The 18,600-nt window shown below is 67.5% G+C and carries 21 protein-coding genes; 15 read left to right on the top strand and 6 right to left on the bottom strand.

The features are described from left to right. Nucleotides 1-52: 52 nt before the first annotated feature. Together ACTMS0_RS01345 and ACTMS0_RS01350 are read left to right on the top strand one after the other, a co-directional pair. Nucleotides 53-709: a 4'-phosphopantetheinyl transferase family protein gene (locus ACTMS0_RS01345; protein ID WP_441153219.1), complete on the top strand. Its 657-nt coding sequence runs from the start codon at nt 53-55 to the stop codon at nt 707-709. A gap of 67 nt (nt 710-776) precedes the next feature. After that, on the top strand, nt 777-2,396 hold the full coding sequence (locus ACTMS0_RS01350; RefSeq protein WP_441153220.1) for a hypothetical protein: 1,620 nt from the start codon (nt 777-779) through the stop codon (nt 2,394-2,396). Between the two features lie 40 nt (nt 2,397-2,436). Here the strand turns inward: ACTMS0_RS01350 and ACTMS0_RS01355 are convergent, their stop codons facing one another. Next, nucleotides 2,437-2,910 carry a molybdenum cofactor biosysynthesis protein gene (locus ACTMS0_RS01355; protein WP_441153221.1) on the bottom strand — a complete coding sequence of 158 codons (474 nt, stop codon included), beginning with the start codon at nt 2,908-2,910 and terminating at the stop codon, nt 2,437-2,439. Nucleotides 2,911-3,036: 126 nt separating this feature from the next. Between ACTMS0_RS01355 and ACTMS0_RS01360 the strand changes: the two genes are divergently transcribed. From ACTMS0_RS01360 to ACTMS0_RS01385, 6 genes are all read left to right on the top strand, one after another. Further along, nucleotides 3,037-4,224, top strand: a complete 1,188-nt coding sequence (locus ACTMS0_RS01360; protein ID WP_441153222.1) for a hypothetical protein — start codon at nt 3,037-3,039, stop codon at nt 4,222-4,224. A 98-nt stretch (nt 4,225-4,322) separates the two neighbouring features. Further along, nucleotides 4,323-4,925, top strand: coding sequence for a dihydrofolate reductase family protein (locus tag ACTMS0_RS01365; RefSeq protein ID WP_441153223.1), 603 nt, complete (start codon nt 4,323-4,325; stop codon nt 4,923-4,925). Nucleotides 4,926-5,014: 89 nt separating this feature from the next. Further along, a complete protein-coding gene (locus ACTMS0_RS01370) occupies nt 5,015-5,206 on the top strand; it encodes a general stress protein CsbD (RefSeq protein WP_441153224.1) in 192 nt (63 codons plus the stop codon). Nucleotides 5,207-5,279: 73 nt separating this feature from the next. Then, nucleotides 5,280-5,408 (top strand): hypothetical protein, encoded by a 129-nt coding sequence (locus ACTMS0_RS01375; protein WP_441153225.1) that lies wholly within the window; start codon nt 5,280-5,282, stop codon nt 5,406-5,408. A 97-nt stretch (nt 5,409-5,505) separates the two neighbouring features. Next, a complete protein-coding gene (locus tag ACTMS0_RS01380) occupies nt 5,506-5,736 on the top strand; it encodes a DUF2188 domain-containing protein (RefSeq protein ID WP_441153226.1) in 231 nt (76 codons plus the stop codon). 103 nt (nt 5,737-5,839) lie between these two features. Continuing rightward, nucleotides 5,840-6,454: a DUF6461 domain-containing protein gene (locus ACTMS0_RS01385; RefSeq protein WP_441153227.1), complete on the top strand. Its 615-nt coding sequence runs from the start codon at nt 5,840-5,842 to the stop codon at nt 6,452-6,454. 170 nt (nt 6,455-6,624) lie between these two features. On the opposite strand, the gene ACTMS0_RS01390 is transcribed toward ACTMS0_RS01385, so the two are convergent. Beyond that, nucleotides 6,625-6,933, bottom strand: a complete 309-nt coding sequence (locus ACTMS0_RS01390) for a hypothetical protein (protein WP_441153228.1) — start codon at nt 6,931-6,933, stop codon at nt 6,625-6,627. After that, the gene (locus ACTMS0_RS01395) at nt 6,930-7,379 is read right to left on the bottom strand and encodes a hypothetical protein (protein WP_441153229.1); all 450 of its coding nucleotides are present in this window, start codon (nt 7,377-7,379) and stop codon (nt 6,930-6,932) included. Before ACTMS0_RS01395 ends, ACTMS0_RS01390 begins: the two co-directional genes overlap by 4 nt. 57 nt (nt 7,380-7,436) lie before the next feature. Between ACTMS0_RS01395 and ACTMS0_RS01400 the strand changes: the two genes are divergently transcribed. From ACTMS0_RS01400 to ACTMS0_RS01410, 3 genes are all read left to right on the top strand, one after another. Then, nucleotides 7,437-7,838 carry a GntR family transcriptional regulator gene (locus ACTMS0_RS01400; protein WP_441153230.1) on the top strand — a complete coding sequence of 134 codons (402 nt, stop codon included), beginning with the start codon at nt 7,437-7,439 and terminating at the stop codon, nt 7,836-7,838. Nucleotides 7,839-8,061: 223 nt separating this feature from the next. After that, nucleotides 8,062-8,367, top strand: coding sequence for a DUF7710 domain-containing protein (locus ACTMS0_RS01405; RefSeq protein ID WP_441153231.1), 306 nt, complete (start codon nt 8,062-8,064; stop codon nt 8,365-8,367). A gap of 272 nt (nt 8,368-8,639) precedes the next feature. Beyond that, a complete protein-coding gene (locus ACTMS0_RS01410; protein ID WP_441153232.1) occupies nt 8,640-9,602 on the top strand; it encodes a DUF6602 domain-containing protein in 963 nt (320 codons plus the stop codon). 1,365 nt (nt 9,603-10,967) lie between these two features. On the opposite strand, the gene ACTMS0_RS01415 is transcribed toward ACTMS0_RS01410, so the two are convergent. From ACTMS0_RS01415 to ACTMS0_RS01425, 3 genes are all read right to left on the bottom strand, one after another. Then, complete coding sequence (locus ACTMS0_RS01415; protein ID WP_441153233.1) at nt 10,968-11,456, bottom strand: hypothetical protein; 489 nt, start codon at nt 11,454-11,456, stop codon at nt 10,968-10,970. Between the two features lie 591 nt (nt 11,457-12,047). After that, a complete protein-coding gene (locus ACTMS0_RS01420; protein WP_441153234.1) occupies nt 12,048-12,746 on the bottom strand; it encodes a hypothetical protein in 699 nt (232 codons plus the stop codon). A gap of 217 nt (nt 12,747-12,963) precedes the next feature. Then, entirely contained in the window at nt 12,964-13,500 is a 537-nt protein-coding gene (locus tag ACTMS0_RS01425; protein ID WP_441153235.1) for a hypothetical protein, read from the bottom strand. Nucleotides 13,501-13,821: 321 nt separating this feature from the next. On the opposite strand from ACTMS0_RS01425, the gene ACTMS0_RS01430 reads away from it, so the two are divergent. The 4 genes from ACTMS0_RS01430 to ACTMS0_RS01445 all read left to right on the top strand — a co-directional run bounded on the left by ACTMS0_RS01430 (nt 13,822) and on the right by ACTMS0_RS01445 (nt 18,578). Further along, nucleotides 13,822-14,613, top strand: coding sequence for a hypothetical protein (locus tag ACTMS0_RS01430; RefSeq protein WP_441153236.1), 792 nt, complete (start codon nt 13,822-13,824; stop codon nt 14,611-14,613). Between the two features lie 982 nt (nt 14,614-15,595). Next, nucleotides 15,596-17,164: a replication initiator gene (locus ACTMS0_RS01435; protein ID WP_441153237.1), complete on the top strand. Its 1,569-nt coding sequence runs from the start codon at nt 15,596-15,598 to the stop codon at nt 17,162-17,164. Continuing rightward, nucleotides 17,161-17,358 carry a helix-turn-helix domain-containing protein gene (locus tag ACTMS0_RS01440; RefSeq protein ID WP_441153238.1) on the top strand — a complete coding sequence of 66 codons (198 nt, stop codon included), beginning with the start codon at nt 17,161-17,163 and terminating at the stop codon, nt 17,356-17,358. Before ACTMS0_RS01435 ends, ACTMS0_RS01440 begins: the two co-directional genes overlap by 4 nt. Further along, nucleotides 17,358-18,578, top strand: coding sequence for a tyrosine-type recombinase/integrase (locus tag ACTMS0_RS01445; RefSeq protein ID WP_441153239.1), 1,221 nt, complete (start codon nt 17,358-17,360; stop codon nt 18,576-18,578). Before ACTMS0_RS01440 ends, ACTMS0_RS01445 begins: the two co-directional genes overlap by 1 nt. The last annotated feature ends 22 nt before the right edge of the window (nt 18,579-18,600 follow it).

Raw genomic sequence — 18,600 nt, forward strand, 5'->3', positions numbered from 1 at the left:
CAGGTGCTGGCCTGGCGGGCGCGCGTCACGTCGTACCTCTCGGGGAAACCCGATGCGTGACCTGCTGCCACCGGCGGTCGCGGTCGTGGTGGCCGAGTCCGCGGACTGGGTAGGCGAGTTGCTGCCCGCCGAGCTGGCCTGCCTCGGCGGACGGGCGGTGGAGAGCCGGCGCCGCGACTTCACCGCCGGCCGCGTCTGCGCGCGGCGCGCCATCGCGGCGCTCGGCCTGTCGCCGGTCGCGGTACCGGCCGCCGCCGACCGCGCGCCGGTCTGGCCGGCCGGGGTGGTCGGCGCGATCACCCACACGCGCGGCTACTGCGCCGCCGCCGCGGCCCACGTCGACGAGGTCCGGTCGGTCGGCCTCGACGCCGAGCAGCACAAGGACCTCAACCCGGGGGTACGCCGGGCGATCCTGCTGGGCGAGGAGGAGGATCGCCTGGCGCGGCTGCCGGTGGGCGTGTCCTGGCCGGCGGTGGTGTTCAGTGCCAAGGAGACGGTCTACAAGATCTGGCACCCGCTGGTCGGCACCTGGCTGGATTTCCACGACGCGCACGTGGAGCTGGACCCGGAGGCCGGGACGTTCACCGCCCGGATCGCCCCCGCCCGGGTGGCCGCCGCGCCCGTGGCCGATCCGCCGACCGTCATCCGCGGCCGCTTCGCCGTCGAGCCGGCGCTGGTCCGCACCGCCGCCGCGCTGCTTCCGCGGTAACCGTCTCTTCACCCGGTGTGGTTTCCTGGATCGGGAGGGACAGGTCGTCGCGGGACGGGAGCACCGGATGACGACGGGCGAGCTGAAGAGGGCAACGGTCGCGATCGCGCTCCTGGCGCTGGTCCTCGCGCTTGCCGCGATCACCCCGTTCGCCCTGCTCGCCGCTGCGATCTGGGGTCTGGTCGCCCTGTGCACCGACCACACCCGACGCGTGAAGCGGGAGCTGGGGCCGGAACGGCTCCGGCAACGTCCCGGTCTGCGCTACCACCTGTGCGCGTTCGGAGTCCTCTACCTCGTCCCCATCGGCGCCGCCACCACCTTCTACTGCCTTCTCGCGGTCTACCTCGACCTGTTCAGCGACTCGACGAGCGTCGGCCGGCTCATGTCCATGCAGCGGACGTTCGAACGGATCTCGACGTTCTTCTCCGGCAACCTGAAGTTGAGCGAGTCCGCGGTGCTCGGCGTCCTGGTCGTCGTCTACCTGCTGACCTGCATCCTCCTGGCCCGGCGCAAGGGCCGGGGGACGCCGGACGCCGGCCACGGGTGGCGGTTCCGGGCCGCGCACACGCTCAACCGCGGTACGGAGTTCTACACCCGGTACAGCGGTCCGGTCGCGGCCGGCCTGGCGACGCTCGCGTCCTTCTCGCTCTTCGGCATGCAGCTCGGCGTGCCCGCCACGGACCTCGAGCTCCGGCTGAAGGTCGCCCAGGAGGGGTACGCGGAGCTCACCAGGAAGGTCGAGGCGGACCTGTCCGGGCGCGTCGCGAGCGGCCTCTACGCCAAGGTCTACAACGGACTACCCGCGTCGTACCGGCACACGCTGACCCAGCAGGTTGCGGTCGGCGGGCTGGTCGACGGCGTTCGCGCACACGCCGAGCAGGCGAGGTCCCGCTACAACGTCAGCGTCCCCTCGGTGGACACGGTCGTCCGGGACGAGCTGGCCCGGCGCGCGCGGATCGACGCCCTCCCCGCCGACCTGCGGGTCGAGGCGACCGGGCGGGCGGACACGCCGGGTGACGCCACCCCGGAACAGGTCGAGAGCGCCCGGTCGGCTCGGGTCAACGAGCCGGGCGGCCAGGGCATCGACCTCGTCACCGACGGCCGCCGGACGATGACGCTGCACCTGGAGAAGCTCGTCAGCGAGCGCATCCTGGCGCTCACCAAGCCGCTGACGGAAGCGGTTCCGATCCTGGAGCCCGTGCTGCAGGCGTTCGCCGAGGCGGCCGACAGGACCCTGCAGGACCGCCTGGGCCAGGCGTACGACCGCCTGGTCGACGTGGCGGTCCGGAACCCGCAGGACCTCGACGCGGCCGTCGGGCGGGAAGCCCGGACCATCGTCGGCCAGACGGACGTCAGAGCGCCCGTCGCCCGCGCCACACCGCGGGCGGAGCGGCTGGCGGAGAGCCACCGGCTGACGGTGTCCCTGCTGCACAACGGGAACAACCTCATCGACCAGAAGGTGGGTGAGGCGCTGGCCAGCCGAACGCGGACCCGCCCGCGTACGCCCCTGGCCCTGCCCGAACTGCTGCGCCCGTGGCCCCTGTTGACGCCCTACTACGACACGCCCCGGTTCGGTTACGGGCAACCGCCATACACGTATCGACCGCCCGAGACGTACCGGCTCCCGCCGCGCACCGTGCAACCGCCGCGTCCCGTCCGCCCGGTACCTCGGATCTTCGTCTGGTAGCCCGGGCTGCCGCCCGCCTGATCAGCGCCGGCGCCCACGACTACGTGTCGATGGTGACGGCGACCGGGCCGACCCGGAGGACTCCGTCGTCCAGGGGCGTGCAGCGGACGCCGCCCTTGCGGCGCAGCGCCCGGAATGCGCCCGGGCCGACCGTGACGTCCATCCAGGCACAGGGATTCGCCGGACGGTTCACCTGGAGCCGGACCGGCCCGTCACCCGAGTCGAGGGTGAGCACCGAGCCGACCAGGTCGTCCACCGCTATGCCGGCGGTGAGGATGTTCCGGCGTACCTGCACCAGGTCCGCGCCCGGCGGCAGCGATTCCCGGGCGATGACGGTGACGCTCGCGTTGCGGTGCGCCGGCTTGCCGAAGTAGCGGTCGCCGACGATGCCCAGACCGGCCCGGAGGTGCACCTCGTCGACGAGCTCGCCGGGCGGCGCGGGCGCCGGACCGTCCGCGGGCCGGCCCACGAAGCGGTGCACGGGCGATGCCAGCAACTGGACGATCTCGGGCACGCCGCCGAGTCTACGAAGGGATCTCGGCGCGTCCTTGGCGTTCGGCAATACCATGCGTCTGCCGACGTCGAGTCGCATCGGGGAGGGACGCGGATGTTCGGGACCGCCAGGAGAGCCAGGGCGGCCGTGACGATCTGGCGGCGAACCCTCTGGCGTTACCGCGTCACCACCGCCGGCGCCGCGCTCACCGCCTTCGGTGCCGCCACGGCCGTGAACAATCCTCCCAGGCTCGTCAGCGTCGTCGCGGCCGTCGCCGGCTGCCTGGTGTCGGCCACGGAGATCGCGGCGAACCGCCGTCGCGCCCGGATGATCCGGTTCCAACCGCGCGACGGCGACACCTACCGCGACGTGGCCGATCAGGCGGCGAGTCTCGGGCCGGTCGTGGTGAGCGCGCACGACGTCGGGGTCCTGCTGAGCCGGGAGAGCAGACGGCTGCGGCACCGGCCGGTGCGGGCAACAGCGGATCGCACGCCGTACCGGCTCCCCCGGGATCTGCGGACCTGGTCGTTCGACTTCGTGGCCCGCCGCGCCCGGAACGCGGCCATGTTCAACGGCGCGGTGCTCGGCCTCGCCACCGACCTGCCCGGGGACGACGAGGACGCCACCGTCACGATGCGCCCCGCCCGGTACTTCGACTTCCTGTGCAGCAATCTGCTGGCGCCCTTCGACGTGTGGGAGGTCGGGCGCAAGCTGCCGACCCTACGCGGCCGGGACCTCATCCTCGACCGTCACGGTCGGCTGAGGACCCTGCGGCGCAGCCGACTCGCGAATGTCGTCGGCATCTCGACGCTCGCCTTCACGACCGACGGTCTCCTGCTGCTCGTGGCGCAGACCCGGGACAACGTCGGCAGCCCGGGGCTGATCGCCCCGTCCGGCTCGGGAGCGCTGGAGCCGGCAGACCTCCCGAGCGGCGGGACGGTGCAGGACAGCATCCGCGCCGGGGCCGAACGCGAACTGCGGGAAGAGTGCAACCTGAGGCCCCAGGAGATCGTCGCGTCGGACATCCTCGGCCACGGGCGGTGGATCAGCCGGGGCGCCATGCCCGAGTTCTGTGCCGTCACCCTGCTCGACCTCACCTGCGACCAGGCCCTCGACCGGAGGGTCCGGCGCACCGAACGTCCCTACGTCGCCGAGGTCAGGGGCGTCACGCTCGCACCGTGGCCGACCTGGGATCCGACCCGCCCGCTGGACATGCTGCCCGAAGAGGACCGGCACTCGGCGTCGTGGCCGCTGCGGGCGGAGCTGGCCAGCCGACTCGACAACGAGACCGCGCCGACCCCGATCGGCGACGGGCACCCGGCGTCGGCCGGATAATCCTTCCGGGACGGTGTCGAGACGGGTGACCGCGGCTTCGACTCCTGGGTGACGGGCCCGCGGCAGCCGCGGGCCGACCGAGACCAGGAGGCAGATCGATGACGACGGTGATGACCGGGGCGACGATGTCGCTGGACGGCTACATCGCGGACGAGTCGCACGGTGGATTCGAGTACCTCTTCCAGTGGTACGGCAACGGCGATGTGGAGACTCCGACGGCCAACCCCGACCTGACGATGCGCACCTCGGCGGCGAGCGCCGCCCACCTGCGCGAACTCAACGAGAAGATCGGCGCGCTGGTGGTCGGCCGGCGACTGTTCGACATGACCGGCGGCTGGGGCGGCCGGCACCCGATGGACGTGCCGGTTGTCGTCGTCACGCACCGCGTACCCGAGGGCTGGGAGCGCGAAGGCGAGTCCTTCGTGTTCGTCACCGACGGCATCGAGAGCGCCATCGCGACGGCCAAATCCCTCGCCGGGGAGAAGCAGGTCGGCGTCAACGGCGGCACGATCGCCACGCAGGTCATGGAGGCGGGCCTGCTCGACGAGGTCCACGTCGACCTGGTGCCGGTCCTGCTGGGCAGCGGCATCCCCCTCTTCGCCGACCTGAAGATCGCGCCGGTCCAGCTGGAAGGCCCCATCCGGGTCGTCGAGGGCACCGGCGTCACACACCTCGCGTACCGGGTCCGCCGGGACGGATGAGGTAGGTCCGTTTCACCTCTCCGCTGACGGGGACGCGTCATGCGGGGCGGGGGAACCGCCCTGTTCGCCGCGACGACAGGGGAGGCGACATGAGCGTGGAGCGGGCGACCGACAACATCGAGCAGCTCGCCGGCCCGGCCCGGGCCCGGATGGGCGATATGAACCGGAACGAGCGGTCCGAGGCGGAGCGGGTACGGAAGCACGACGAGATTCGCGGCCAGCGGCCCGGCGAGCACGTCCAGGAGGACGCCCGGGACACCCCGGACAACTTCACCACCTGATCGCTTTCGTCGCTCGGAAGGCCGCCCCCGGTGACCCGGGGGCGGCCTTCCGTTCTCGGACTAGGGCGGCGGCATGGCCGTCGATCTGTTCGCCGGGGGGTTGGAGCCGGCGAAGCGGGAGACGTACGGCAACGGCGTACGGAAGACCACGTACGTCGATCCCGACGGCAACGAGATCGGCTTCGGCGGAGCTCCACTTTGACCGTGGCCTCCGCCCATCGACGTGCTGGAGGTTTCAGGGATCGCCCGGCCGGGGCAGATATTCGTGACCGACCATGCAGACCAGGGAGGCCACGACCATGGCTAAGGGCGACGTGGATACGTACCACCAGGACGGTCAGTGGAAGAACCGTCCGGAGGGCAACCAGCGCGCGAGCAGCGTGCACGACACCAAGGCGGAAGCGGAGGCTACCGGCCGGGACATGGCCAAGCAGCGCGACGTCGAGCACGTGATCAAGAAGCAGGACGGCACCATCGGCGAGAAGAACACGTACCCCCGCAGCAGCGACCCCCGCGAAATCCCCGGCTGAGCCGCCTGCGCCGGAAAAGGCCGTCTTCCCGTGCGGGAGACGGCCTTTTTCGTACGGGTGGAGCAGGATTCTGCGTGTCGGTGGGGCCTGCGAAGATCCGGGCATGAGCACGACCGCCTCGGACTACACGTGGTTCCCGGACCGCTTTCCCGGCCTGATGGAGGCCTACTGCCTGACGTTGGTCAAGGGGCTGACGCCTGGTGGGCTGCTGGACCGGCTGGGCGCGACGCAAGAGTGTCGTGTGACCGGCGCCGAAGAGTTGCTTGAGCCCGCGCACCAGGCATGGCAGGAACACCATGGTGACCGGTTGTTCGTCGGCGCGACCGCTGTCGGTGACTGGGCCCTCGCCGTCGAGCCCAACGGCTACCTCGGCACCCTCGACGAGGTGATCATTCCGCTCTCGAAGGGCACCCGGCTCGTGTCCCACTTCCGCAACGTCAACGCCGTCGATCACTTCTTCTGGCTGGATGACGGGGACCTTCGCCTGCATTTCGAGCCGCTGTTCCCTACTGGCCGGGACGGCAGCGACCCCGACGGCCTGGTGGAGGTGATGCGGCAGATCGGTTTCGACCTCAGCGAGGACGATGACGCCAGCTACGAACTCCATACCGAGGCGACGTTCGCCCTGGCGGAACACCTCACCCGGATCCGGCTGACTCCGGAACTCCTTGAGTCAGCGACGTACGTGTGCGGTTCTGCTCCGGTACCGGGCAGGTGATAAGCGGGGCTTGCTCGGCCGGGCTGCTGTACTTGCCGCACAAGATCGAAAAAGGCCGTCTCCCACTACGGGAAACGGCCTTTGAGCTGGGTGGAGCTGAGGGGATTTGAACCCCTGACCCCCTCGATGCGAACTGGCTGCGTCGCGGTCTGGTCAGGCTGCTTCCGAGGTCACCGGCTCTGCTGATGGCGGTCTCGGGTGGGTGGGGCTGGCACGGTTGCTGTACTTCGTTGCTGTACTGCTGGCGTCGACCGCTCGGCCTCCCTGACCCATTCAAGGAAGCGGCGGTGCAATACGCCGGCCGGCGTCCAGGGCATGTCCTCGGCGGCCTGGACGAGGTAGGAGCCCAGATAGAGGGCCAGTGACACGGGAGCATCCGCATACTCCGCGCGAAGCTCCCGCCTCCGCGTCGGGCAGGGCCAGGGAAGGTCGCAGCCTCCGCAGCTCCAGATCGGCATGACCGGGCCGTGGGTGGTCACTGCACACCAGCCAGGAACCGGCCGGTGATCGTCCGGGCCTGCCGCCTGGTTGCCCAATCCACCTGCCAGCACGGGTACGGCACCAGCCGCGACCACCACACTCGGCAACCGACACACATCCCATCGAGCCCTCGGACGTGTATCGCAATGATGGCCTGCTCCTGCCGGTCGTTCACGGCTCCCCCTCCCCCGGCCAGTGGCGACGATTGATCGGGATGCGGTGCCGAGCCCGGCAAGGCAGCTCGGCTCCGCAGCGGCAGACCCGCCGCCATCGCCGCCAACACCAGACCGGCCGATGGCGCCTCGCGAGGGTCATCGCCGCGGCGAGCAGGTACTCCTCGTACGAGACACGCCGCACCGGTTCTCCCCTCGGGGCATGGTCGACGGCGCGGCGGCCGGGCCTGCTGCTGGTCATCCGACCGCCACACCCGCCAGTCACCGTACATACGTAGGGCTGTAGATACAATAACCTGTAGAGATGGTGGACACGTAGCGTCACATTTGTGATCGACCCCAGCGCGGATCGGGCAGTGTTCCGGCAGCTCGCCGACCTCCTGCGTGACCGGATCATGTCCGGCGACCTCGCGCCCGGCGCGTCGCTGCCGAGCGAGCTGCGGCTGGCTCAGGAGTATGGGCTGAGCCGGACATCCGTCCGGCAGGCCATTTCGCTACTCCGGTCGGAAGGGCTCGTGATCGTGGAACCCCCGCGCGGCACCTTCGTCCGCAGCATGGAGCCGACCGAGACGGTCACCTTACGCAAGGGCGACACCGCCTCAGCCCGCATGCCGACCCCTGCCGAGCGGCGAGAGTTGGACATCAGCGAAGGCGTCCCCGTCCTGGTGGTCTTCCGCGCCGACGGCTCTCGCGAGCTGTACCCCGCCGACCGCATCCGGGTCGGGCGCTAGGACAGCCGCCGGCCGATGAGCCCTCGTTTGTAAGTTCTGGGCGCGCTGTCCGGCGGAGTCCGTCCGCGTCTGCGACCTCGGGCGACTGTCCGTGCCCGGCCGCTGCCGGCTGTTCTCGTCCCGGCCGGTTGCTGTCGGCGTTGCTGTCGCAGCCACCCCCGCTGCGATCCGGTCGGCTGGTACGGGCCGCACGCCGGCTGGCTCTGCCCGGCATACTCTGGCCGTGCAGACACCTGCCAGCCCTGACCCGCGTGGCGCAGCGACCTCCACGGTATGGGTCTTTCACGGCTCGAATGCGCGATTCGCTTCCGGCGTGTTTCAGTCTCAGACTGACGGACTCGCATGGGCAGCGCAGCATCGGCTGTCGGGCATTCTGAGCGAGTACCCCGTAGGCGTTGGCTGCTACGACCAGGCCGTGGCGGCCGGTCGCTTCCGACCAAGCAAGCCGCACCACGGAACCCCTGACCATGTTGCTGCCTTCTCACCTAGCCTCAGCCACCTTCATCTGACCGATGGCGTGCCGGACTAGCTAGGGCATACGGTTTAGGAAGGCAATTGTGGTTGCCGGGCGGCCGGGCCTCTCACCAGGGCAGACACTTGATCCGTCTCGCACATTGATCATTCCGCGTAGGTAGCGGATCTTGCCGTGCCTGCCTGCGAGGTGGTCGCCCAGCTCGGCCCAACTCGGCACTCCTCGTCGGTGGCTACCCTCGGCCCGACTGCCTCTCCTGGATGGCCTTGTCACGGGCACGCGAAGCATCGATGGTGGAAGTCATTCGACTTCTAACCTAGCCTGTAGAGGTGGCCGAGGATAGGGCAGTTACTCACGAGCTAGAAACCTTCATGGCGCAAGTCTCAGCTGAACTTGCGGCTGAGTACTCTCGCATTCGGGATCGTGCCGTGAGCGATCCGGGAACCGCCGGAGATGAGGGTGAGGAGAACTGGCGACATCTGCTGGCTGAATGGCTTCCGCCTACTCTAAATATCCAGACGAAGGGTCGAATACTCGGAATCGATGGGAGCCTTTCACGTCAGGTTGATTTGGTCATCTTAACTCCGTCGTATCCAGAGAAGCTTAGCGAGAAAAAGGTGTACCTGGCGGGCGGAGTCATGGCCGCCTTTGAATGCAAACTGACTCTCAAAGGGGAGCACATTGAGAAGGCGGCCGAGAATGCTCGCTTGATTTCTCGCATGGCCCGCGCCACTCACACTGCCCCTGTCAGTAACCCGAGGCGCGACCTTCGCTCACCAATCTCTTATGGCATCCTTGCCCATAGCCATGTGTGGAAGACAGAGCCTGCCGATCGAGTAGAGAGACTCCTCAACGAAGAGCTAGTCCGGGATAGCCACCCGAGTGAGATGCTGGACTCCGTGTGCGTTGCCGACCTCGGGTTTTGGTACGGCGCTAGATTCACCCTCCCGCCGCCACATTTCATCAACTCAGAGGTGCGACATCTAATCCCGCACGCCGGGACGGTCCAGGGGCAGTATCACCGAACTGTTTCACCCACCGACGATGCCACCCCGAATCCCCTGCATGCTCTGATTGGTCACATAATCAACAACCTTGCTTGGGATTTGACAGACCTTCGGCCGCTCGCAACATACTGGCAGCTAGCCAAGGTCGCCGGCGCGGGCATGGGGATGGGTTCCGGCTCCCGGCTATGGTCTTACGATGTATTTACCGACTACGTCCGGCAAAAACTGAACGGCGACGGTATCGCACAAGGCGATCCCTGGAATCCTTGGGGCGCAATGGCCTGATCCCGACGGGTTCCCATCCCGATGCTCACTCCTATGGGGCCTCCGCGGGCCAACAGCTGACGGAGGTTGACCCCTTCGGTGTGAACGCGGATGGGCAACACCGACGGGTGTCGTCGAACACTGCTCTGTGGCGCCAACCATGGTGGTTCTGCCGTCGTGTGTTGCCTGCCGCCAGTTGTTGGTGCGGCTTTCGCTGCCTCCTGGCTGCTCGCCTTGCTCGACTCGCTCGGGCTCTACCTCCGGTGAGATCCGTCGCCGCGTCGCCGCCCGTACGGCTTAGTTGCGCCGACATGTGACCGTTGTCGGAGAGCGCAGGGAAGGGAGCCAGCAGTGCCCATCATCCAGGACGTGCTTGTCCCCCTAGGAGCAGCCGTCATCGGTGGCATAGTTGCCCCTCACGTCACCCAGGCCCGCGAACGGCGTCAAGCACGAGCGGATGCCTCAAATGCGCTCTTCGCTGTAGAGCAGGCCAGATGGGGAAACGTGAGCTATTCGGAGTTCCGTAAGGCCCTCTATACCTTTCACGGCTCAGCGCTAAGTGCAGGGCTTTCCCGCCGGATGATCAGGCACTATTTGGGTCTCGCACGAGTTGCTAGATATGCCAGTTGGGCGAGTCACCGAAGCAAAGGCGGGAACGAGGAGAGCTACGCCGACCCGATCGATGCGCCCTTGGAAGGGGCGGTGCAAGAAGCGGTTGAGATGATCACAGATTCCCTCTGGCATCCAATTAGACGGCGCTTGCGACAAAATTCCAACGATCGCTCGATGAACAGGGCCATCGAACAACTTAGACAAGAAACAAGGAATGCCCCGAATGTTCGATGGGACCTCTTCCTATTAGTCTAGGCGCCCTTGACGGCCTGAGGGGCCGGTCGGTCACGCCTTATCACCTGGGCAGGCGTCGTCTACCAGCAGCCGTCGCTGGTCCCCCACGATCCGCCTCCGACGGGCTGGCGACCGCCTGGTCCTGTTCCTCCTCGACCTAGTGGGTGCGCACCGCACGGCGACCAGGCCAGCAGCCTCCCTTGGCTGCTGAGCTGCTGTTTCTTGGGGTGTTTGTGGCCGCGTCAGCCATGGTTGTTCGGCGTTCGACGGCCGGGCGGTGGCCCAGTCGGCCCGAAGACGGCCTAGGTCGACCCCTCGCTTGTAAGGTCCATGTTGCTCGGTCCGTATCAATCCGCCAAGGTGCGCCAGCAGCGATGGCCGAGCCTGGGAGTCATTCCGAACTTGCCCAACGCAGGCGAACGAGACGACTACTGAGACGGAGCACAATCCGCTTCCGATTCAACGAAGCCAACTCCGCTGAGGCATCCTGTTAACGTCGACGCGAGCTAAAGTTCCGTTGGATTCTTCGCAACGTGGGAGTCAGCCAGCAAGCAGATCGCGAATTAACGCGAGCGACCCTGCCAACGCCCCGATAGACCCTATTACAAGCTCCGGACGAGATGTCCAGCGGCGATCGCGGCGACGCACTGGCAGGATCACGGCCGCACTTCGCGACATCGGCACCATCCAACCAGCGGCAACAAAGATACCCGAGCCAACGAATGCCGCGACGGACGTTACAGCCGCCACAGAAAACCAAGTCGGGGCTAGTTGCCAAAATGCAGGAATGGGAAGGACCACAGCCAGAGGGAAGTTGCTATAAAGCCACGCATTTATTAGCCGCCGCTGAAATTTGCTCATGGCCCGTTCATTAACAAGCGCCGCAGCGCCTTCCGCCAGCCGGACTACGTCCTGACTGTCACCAAAATACCTGACTTCCGCCCGAAAGAAACTGAGGTCAACCGAAATATCCGGATTGCGACCATTGACCCAAATCCAACGCAACTCGTCGCGGGTGGCATCGCGCAAGTCGTCAGCCGACGTTGCTTGGGCACGACTACCCGCGCGCAGCTGCACCTCCTCGCAGTGCGCTTGCAGTAGCGCCATGAGGTCGTCAATATCATCTAGATATAGCCTCACGCGACCCAGGAGCAGGACGCGGTTACGGCCAGCGGGAGTCGGCGGGGTTCTCCTTAGAGGCACAAAGTCAGATTACGCTGCGCCTGCCACACCAAGAACGACGGCTCCGAGGCTTGGCTCGGTGCTTACCGGTAGCCGATAGCCGAGCCAAGTTGGTCTTACATGCCCCGGCGCGTTTCAGCCACAAATACCCTCCAAACTGAGACGACAGCGGGCCGCCGGTCGTCCGGCGGCCCGTTCGTGTGCTGACGAAGGTGGTGGGCGCGGCAGGTCTCGAACCTGCGAGCCCTCCCTTGTAAGTTCTAGGCGCATCGTCCGGTGAGGTCCGTCCGCATCCGTGACGTCGGGCATTCGTCCGCTGCTGGCCATCGCGGGCTGCCCTCGTCCTAGCCGGTTGCTGTCACCGTTGCTGTCGACAGCCAGCCGGCGCTTCGTCGCCCGGCATCCCTACCCATGAGCGCACGACGAGGGCTTAGCGGATCAGGACGATGTCGCGGCACCAAACTTGAGCGCCTCCTCAATTGCGGGGTAGGGGACTGTTGTCCGGGATATCTCGCCATCGTTTGACGTCTGCCACGCCTGGTTCGTGTGGTCGATGAAGCAAACCGTGACGGTTGCTGGCACTTCGGGGAGCGTCCATGGGCCTGGGGGGAGAGGAACTGCCGGCCTAGAACGCTCACGAATTCGCTGTTCTCCACCTGGCCCGATCACCGGGATGCGTCGAAGAACTATGCGGGGTCCGTCATCAGGCAGAGCGGCGACGGTCGCCACATTGCGGATCGCGTTCCCGCCGTAGTTGGCGATGGTGAGCACTACCTCGTCGATGTACTGGTCACCGGGATGTCCGTGACCGCCGAAGCCAGCCGGGGACACGACCACCGCGCGAGGCACGTTCAGTGCAGCCTCAGCCCGTTCCTCTGCGAGTTGTCGCTCGGCCTCCGCAGCTCGCTGCCGCTCGTGTAGCAGCAGGAATGCCGCGGCGCCCGCAGCGGCCAAGCCGGCAATGACGCCCCCGATGCTGCCCCATGCCTGCATCCAGTCGGTGATCTTCGGACGTTCCTGCCCTACCGGAGGGTCGTACGTTGCTGCCGAGATAGCGGCCAGCGACAGGACCAAGGCGGCGACGCTACCCGTCGCAGCTCCCACGAGGACGATGGCCGTCGTTCGGTCGATCTTCACGGTGCCCATCATGTCAACGGCCCGCCAGTGTATGCCTGGGTGACCCGGGTGGCTCGGCGAGTTGAAGCGGAACTTAGACGACCTCTCCCCTGACCTGCAGCGGCTCGGTCGACGTGCTGGCCACGCTCGCTCCGGGGCTCACATCGTTGCCGGCTCGGTGCCGACGTTCACGCTGCCTTGTGCCCCATGTGTGGCCCGGATTAGTTAGCCTCCACACTCAGCGGTCTTCATCGACGGCTGCCCTCAACACCGATTGCATCTCGTTGATCGCCTTGTCCAGCTCCCCTACGGCGGAGTTATCCGAGTCAAGCCACTGTTGGTGTCCGTTGTGGTTCACGTCGCCTTCGGTCCACTCCCACCGGTCGCGATCTATAGCCCGAACCAACGCGGCCCAGCTTTCGCCTACTTGAGGCGAGGCGTACAACATCACGCGTGCTGCCAGGCGGTCCGGGTGCTGAAGGTCTGGTACCTCGACGGGACGGCTGCTGTACTCATCGGTCGCGGCTGCCAACATTGATTGCTCGTTCTGCGTGTACTCGGCCAGGTCGACGTAGAGGGCGGCCCGTCGTTCGCGTTGTCGCACAAGGCGGTCCTGTTCGTGCCGAATCCTGTCTAACTCGCGCTCACGTACCCATCGCCGATCCTCGCGCTTCCTGGTGGCTCGTTGAGTGATCCCAGCGCCCGCCAGGGCTCCCACGATGCCAAGAGCGCCGGAGGCGAGAGGTACCCAGAGGGATACATCGGTCGCGGCCACCCGCCCATGCTGACTTAGCTCGCGGCCGGTGTCACGCTCGGGTCGCCAACTCTCAGCTTGGGAATCAGTTTGGAAGGTGCCTTGGCTCACGGACGCGATCCCGCCATCGTGCTGGAAGTCGGGCGGTTCTAGGCCCCACCGGCTGCCGTCGTGGGGCTGGCAGAGGCCGTTGATGACCGTTGTTGACCGGCCTTCCGGGCACGCAGCGGGCACGGCGCACAGCCCGACTATGGCATCCCCTGCGACCCCTCGCGGGGTCACTGCTGGCAGGCCCTAAGGAGAGCGTTCGCTGCCGTTGCAGGCCGCCACTATGTTGCACCTATGGCGCAATGGTGGGAGCTGGCGATCCCGGCAGGTAGCACCCTGGCGGCAGCGATCTCGACGGGTTGGATTACAGCGTCGTTTCAGAAAAGGAACGGAGAGCGTCTCTTACGACTCCAGGCTGAGGAGAACGAAAAGGCTCGACAAGTTCAAATCGAGCACGACAAGGCGATCCGCGTTGAGGAACTCCGCAAGGCTCGCGAGGCCAGGACTCACGAAGAACGCAAGTCCTCGTATGTGGAGTTCTGGACGCTCTCACGTGAGCTGAAGCTTCAAGAGGTAAGGGTGCAAGAAATCCACGAACGAATCGACGCGCTGGTGGCGGAGCCTGGCGGCACGGAACAGTCGGAAGAATTAGCGGAGTCGCTCAAGACCTTCGCCGAGGAGTCCGAAGCCTTCAGGGATTTGATCGACCGCCAAATATCAGCCATGACTTCGATTATTTTCGTTGGATCGCCTGCGATGCAACGAGCAGGCCGGCTCTGGGTCGATGCTCGGAACAGAGGTGCAGACACTAAGGAGCTTGAGCTTTTTGAATCGGCGTTCTGCGCTACAGCGAATTATGAATTAAGCGAGCCGAATCAAACTATGGATTTGATGGACTTCTATTGGAAGTCTCTAGACTTGTACTTTAAGAATGCGGGCCGCTCACTAATTAAACGCTCACCAGAGGAAAGCTCCGGTGTGGCGCAGCAACCAGGATCACCCAACCCTTCGCCATCCCGTCTGCCGTCGACCCGCCCTCCTGGGGAGCGGGCCACCGACCGGCCCGCCACGTCAAGACGGCCTTGACGCACGGTCGGACGCTGGCGGGTCGGTCGGTGGTCTGCTCGGCTCGCCCGGGTCGTCGGCTGGCGGGATGGCCCGCGCAACCACCCACGGACCGCAACCCGCCGACGGGTTGCAACCATCTCGGAGCCCGAGCGCCCCCGCCGGAGGCGCAGTAACCGCAACCCCGCGACCACCACCAGCTCGCCGACGCGGCCGGCGTGCCCTTCCCTACGCCGCGCGGGCTCGTGCCCGCGCGGCCCGGCCGGCTGCCGGCCCACCACACCACCAATCAACGGTCTGTCGTTCTGCGGCGGCCCTCCGGGCTCCCCGCCCCTTCGCGCCAGCCGCCGGGCGTCAGGCGTGACGGCCGCAGAGCGACAGCGGCAGCGGCCGGCGCGCGCCCAGGCGGCGGCGCGTGCGGCCCGTTGCGGGCCGCCTTGATAGATGTACAGAAAGTCCTCCCGCACTGGCCGGCAGCCGGGCCGTCCCGCCCCGGCCCGAGGGGTAACGGCGGGTTGACGTGTCGGCACCCGGTGCTACTCTGACGCTCATCGAGGACGCCAGTGCGGCCTTCCTGCCGGATCGCTGGACTCGACTTCGGAGATGCCGGGCGGCCTTCCTGCCGCTGATGCGGGCCACGTCCCGCCGGCCTCCAATCGCACCGGCCGCCATGCCGGTCCCCGGAATCCGCTGAGCGGCCCAGCACGGCCTTTCCCGCCGTCCACGATGGCCCGGATTCGCCTATCTCCACGGGTGGGTGCAGCCTGCGGCAACCTGCCGGATGCCGACATCCCAGGCTCCCCACCCGTGCCGGCCCCGTGACGTCCACGAGTGCGAAAGGACACGACCCATCGGCGGAACGTGGCACCACCACGAATCCGCCCTCCGGCGTCAACCGCCCTCTCGGCGGTGCCAGGAGATACGACGAACACCACCAGCGGACATGCGTCCACGGCTGGTGGTGCTTCGTCTCCCGTCCCTGCCACCCCCTGAGGAGGAAGTCGTGTCCACCCCGCTCGACCTGTACCGGCCCGGCCTCGCCGTCGGCCGTGACGCCCAAGCCCTGCACCGGGCCGCCATGCCGGAGTTCTCCGGTTGGCTGGAGCACACCGCCACCGCCGGCGGCTGCGCCCGCCCCATCCGCCTTACCGGCACCCTCGCCGCTGTCGAGCGCGACACCGGCCGGGTCCTGGGCAAGCAGCACACCGACGAGCTGCCCGACGGGGCGCTCTACAAGGCGTGCGGCAACCGCCGCGAATCGCACTGCCCGGACTGTGCCTGGGTCTACGCCGGTGACGCCTACCAAGTGGTCCGCTGCGGCTTGACCGGCGGCAAGGGAGTCCCCGACTCGGTGGGCCGGCACCCGGTTGTCTTCGCCACCTTCACCGCCCCATCCTTCGGCGCGGTCCACCACCGGCACATCCCCCGCCACACCTGCGCGACCCGCCAGCGCTGCGACTGCCGCCCCGCTCCCTGCCGGCCCCGCCACACCGCCGGCACCTGCCAGCACGGGCAGCCCGCGGCGTGCTTCGCCCGCCACGACGCCGACGATCCGCAGCTTGGACAACCGTTGTGCCTGGACTGCTACGACCACCACCACCAGGTGGTCTGGAACTACTTCTCCGGCGAGCTGTGGCGACGCACCAAGCAGGCCATCGAACGCCACCTTGCCGCCCTCTGCCGCCGACGCGGCATCCCCCTCGTCCGGGTCGTCAGCGCCTCGGGCAAGATCCGCTGGGTGCCGCCCGTGCGGGTCTCCCACGGCAAGGTCGCCGAGATGCAGCGCCGGGCAGCCGTGCACTTCCACGTTCTGCTGCGCCTCGACGGCGTCGACCCCGACGACCCGGACGCCCTCGTGCCGCCGCCAGCCGGCATCACCGTCGATGACCTGGAGGCAGCTGTCCACGCCGCCGCCCGCCAAATCACCGTCACCACACCCCCGCACCCCGACCGGCCGCAGGGCTGGCTGGTCGCCTGGGGCACACAGGTCGACGTCCGACGCATCAACACCGCTGGCGGCGAACTGACCGACGGCAAGGTCGCCGCCTACCTCGCCAAGTACGCCACCAAAGCGACCGAATCCACCGGCCACCAATCCACCCGACTCACCCCCGCCACCATCGACGACTACGCCGACCCCGAAGGCGATCACCTCGCCCGCCTCATCGACGCCTGCTGGCACCTCGGACGCCCCACCCACACCGGCACCGCCAGCGGCGCCACAACCGCCGACGACCGTCAAGCCAGCCTTGACACCAAACCGAACGCCTACGCCGGGCTGCGCCGATGGGCGCACATGCTCGGCTTCGGCGGCCACTTCCTCACCAAAGCCCGCCGCTACTCCGTCACCTTCAGCCAGCTCCGCGACACCCGCGCCACCCACCGCCGCACCGAAGACGACGAACCCACAGACACCATCACCGTGGGCACCCTCACCTACATCGGGTCCGGCTGGCTCTCCGAAGGTGACGCCCTGCTCGCCAACACCGCCGCCCGACAGCGACGGGAAAGCCGGCGCATCGGACGGGAAGAACTTGCCCACGAAGCCTGGCTCACCGGAGCCGCTGCATGAGCCGAGACCTCACCCCGCGCTGGTACTCCCCCGCTGAGGTCGCCGTCCTGCTCGGCTTCGGCATCTCCAAGGTCAAGACGAAGATCGCCACCGGCGAGCTGCGCTCCATCAAGGACGGCAAGTACCGCCGCATCCTCCCCGAATGGGTCGACGACTACATCCGCGAACAGGTCGAACGCCAGGAGGCCGCCTGATGCCCGCCCGCACCCGAGCCAACGGCGAAGGCTCAATCTTCCCCTACCGCAACGGCTTCGCCGCCTACGTCTGGGTCACCAAACCCGACGGCCGGCGTGACCGCAAGTACGTCTACGGCAAGACCCGCGAGGCCGTCCACGACAAGTGGATCAAACTGCACCAGCAGGCCAAGGCCGGGCCAGTCGTCACGCGCCTGCCCACGCTCGCCGCCTACCTCGACTCGTGGCTCCGTGAAGTCGTCGAGCCGAACCTGGCCCCCGCCACGGCGGCCAACTACGACATGTTCGTCCGCCTCTACATCGCGCCGGAGCTGGGCTCCCGCCGCCTCGACAAGCTGACGGTTCGGCACGTGCAGACCTGGCTCAACCAGCTTCGGTCTGCATGCCAGTGCTGCCTGCAGGGCAAGGACGCCGCGCGGCCGGCAGGCAAGCGGAAGTGTTGCGCCATCGGCCGCTGCTGCCAGCGGACCGTCTCCGAACGCACCGCCCGCGACGCCTGGACGACTCTTCGTGCCGCGCTGAACAACGCCGTTCGCGATGAACTGCTGACCCGCAACCCGGCAGCGCTGCTTCGGGTCGCCAAGCCCCGCCCGCGCAAGGCCAAGCCGTGGTCCGTCGACGAGGTTCGCCAGTTCCTGGAGGCGGCCCGTGCCGACGGCGACCCGCTCTACGCCGCGTACGTGCTGATCCTGGTTCTTGGGCTGCGCCGGGGTGAGGTGTTGGGCCTGCGGTGGGAGGACGTCGACCTGGCCGCCAACGAGCTGTCGGTGGCCTACCAGCTCCAGCGCATCCGCCGACGGCTCCTTCACCGGGAGACCAAGACCGAGTCGTCAGACGCGACCCTGCCCCTGCCGGCCATCTGCGCTACGGCCCTGCGCGCCCGTCGGGAAGATCAGAAGCGGCATCAGGAGCATGCCGGCCGGGCATGGCAGGACAACGGCCTAGTCTTCACCACCCGCCTCGGCACGCCGATCGAGCCAAGGAACTTTCACCGGGAGTTCAAGACCCGCTGCCGCAAGGCGGGCGTGCGGGAAATTTCCGTGCACACCACCCGGCGGACATGCGCCTCCCTGCTGGTAGCCCTCGACGTCCACCCCCGGGTGACCATGCAGATCCTCCGGCACAGCCAAATCGCCGTGACCATGAACATCTACAGCGAGGTCGCTGCGGAGGCCACCGAGAAGGCGCTCAAGCGCCTCGGCCAGCAGCTACGAAGCTAGACGTTGGGAACGCTGTGGCACG

The sequence above is a fragment of the Micromonospora sp. H33 genome (genome assembly GCF_052068455.1).
Lineage (GTDB): Bacteria > Actinomycetota > Actinomycetes > Mycobacteriales > Micromonosporaceae > Micromonospora.

Coding starts and splice junctions, on each gene's coding strand:
- ACTMS0_RS01345 (WP_441153219.1), top strand. CDS start 53: ATGCGTGACCTGCTGCCACCGGCGGTCGCGGTCGTGGTGGCCGAGTCC.
- ACTMS0_RS01350 (WP_441153220.1), top strand. CDS start 777: ATGACGACGGGCGAGCTGAAGAGGGCAACGGTCGCGATCGCGCTCCTG.
- ACTMS0_RS01365 (WP_441153223.1), top strand. CDS start 4,323: ATGACGACGGTGATGACCGGGGCGACGATGTCGCTGGACGGCTACATC.
- ACTMS0_RS01370 (WP_441153224.1), top strand. CDS start 5,015: ATGAGCGTGGAGCGGGCGACCGACAACATCGAGCAGCTCGCCGGCCCG.
- ACTMS0_RS01375 (WP_441153225.1), top strand. CDS start 5,280: ATGGCCGTCGATCTGTTCGCCGGGGGGTTGGAGCCGGCGAAGCGGGAG.
- ACTMS0_RS01380 (WP_441153226.1), top strand. CDS start 5,506: ATGGCTAAGGGCGACGTGGATACGTACCACCAGGACGGTCAGTGGAAG.
- ACTMS0_RS01385 (WP_441153227.1), top strand. CDS start 5,840: ATGAGCACGACCGCCTCGGACTACACGTGGTTCCCGGACCGCTTTCCC.
- ACTMS0_RS01395 (WP_441153229.1), bottom strand. CDS start 7,379: ATGTACGGTGACTGGCGGGTGTGGCGGTCGGATGACCAGCAGCAGGCC.
- ACTMS0_RS01430 (WP_441153236.1), top strand. CDS start 13,822: ATGGCGCAATGGTGGGAGCTGGCGATCCCGGCAGGTAGCACCCTGGCG.
- ACTMS0_RS01440 (WP_441153238.1), top strand. CDS start 17,161: ATGAGCCGAGACCTCACCCCGCGCTGGTACTCCCCCGCTGAGGTCGCC.
- ACTMS0_RS01445 (WP_441153239.1), top strand. CDS start 17,358: ATGCCCGCCCGCACCCGAGCCAACGGCGAAGGCTCAATCTTCCCCTAC.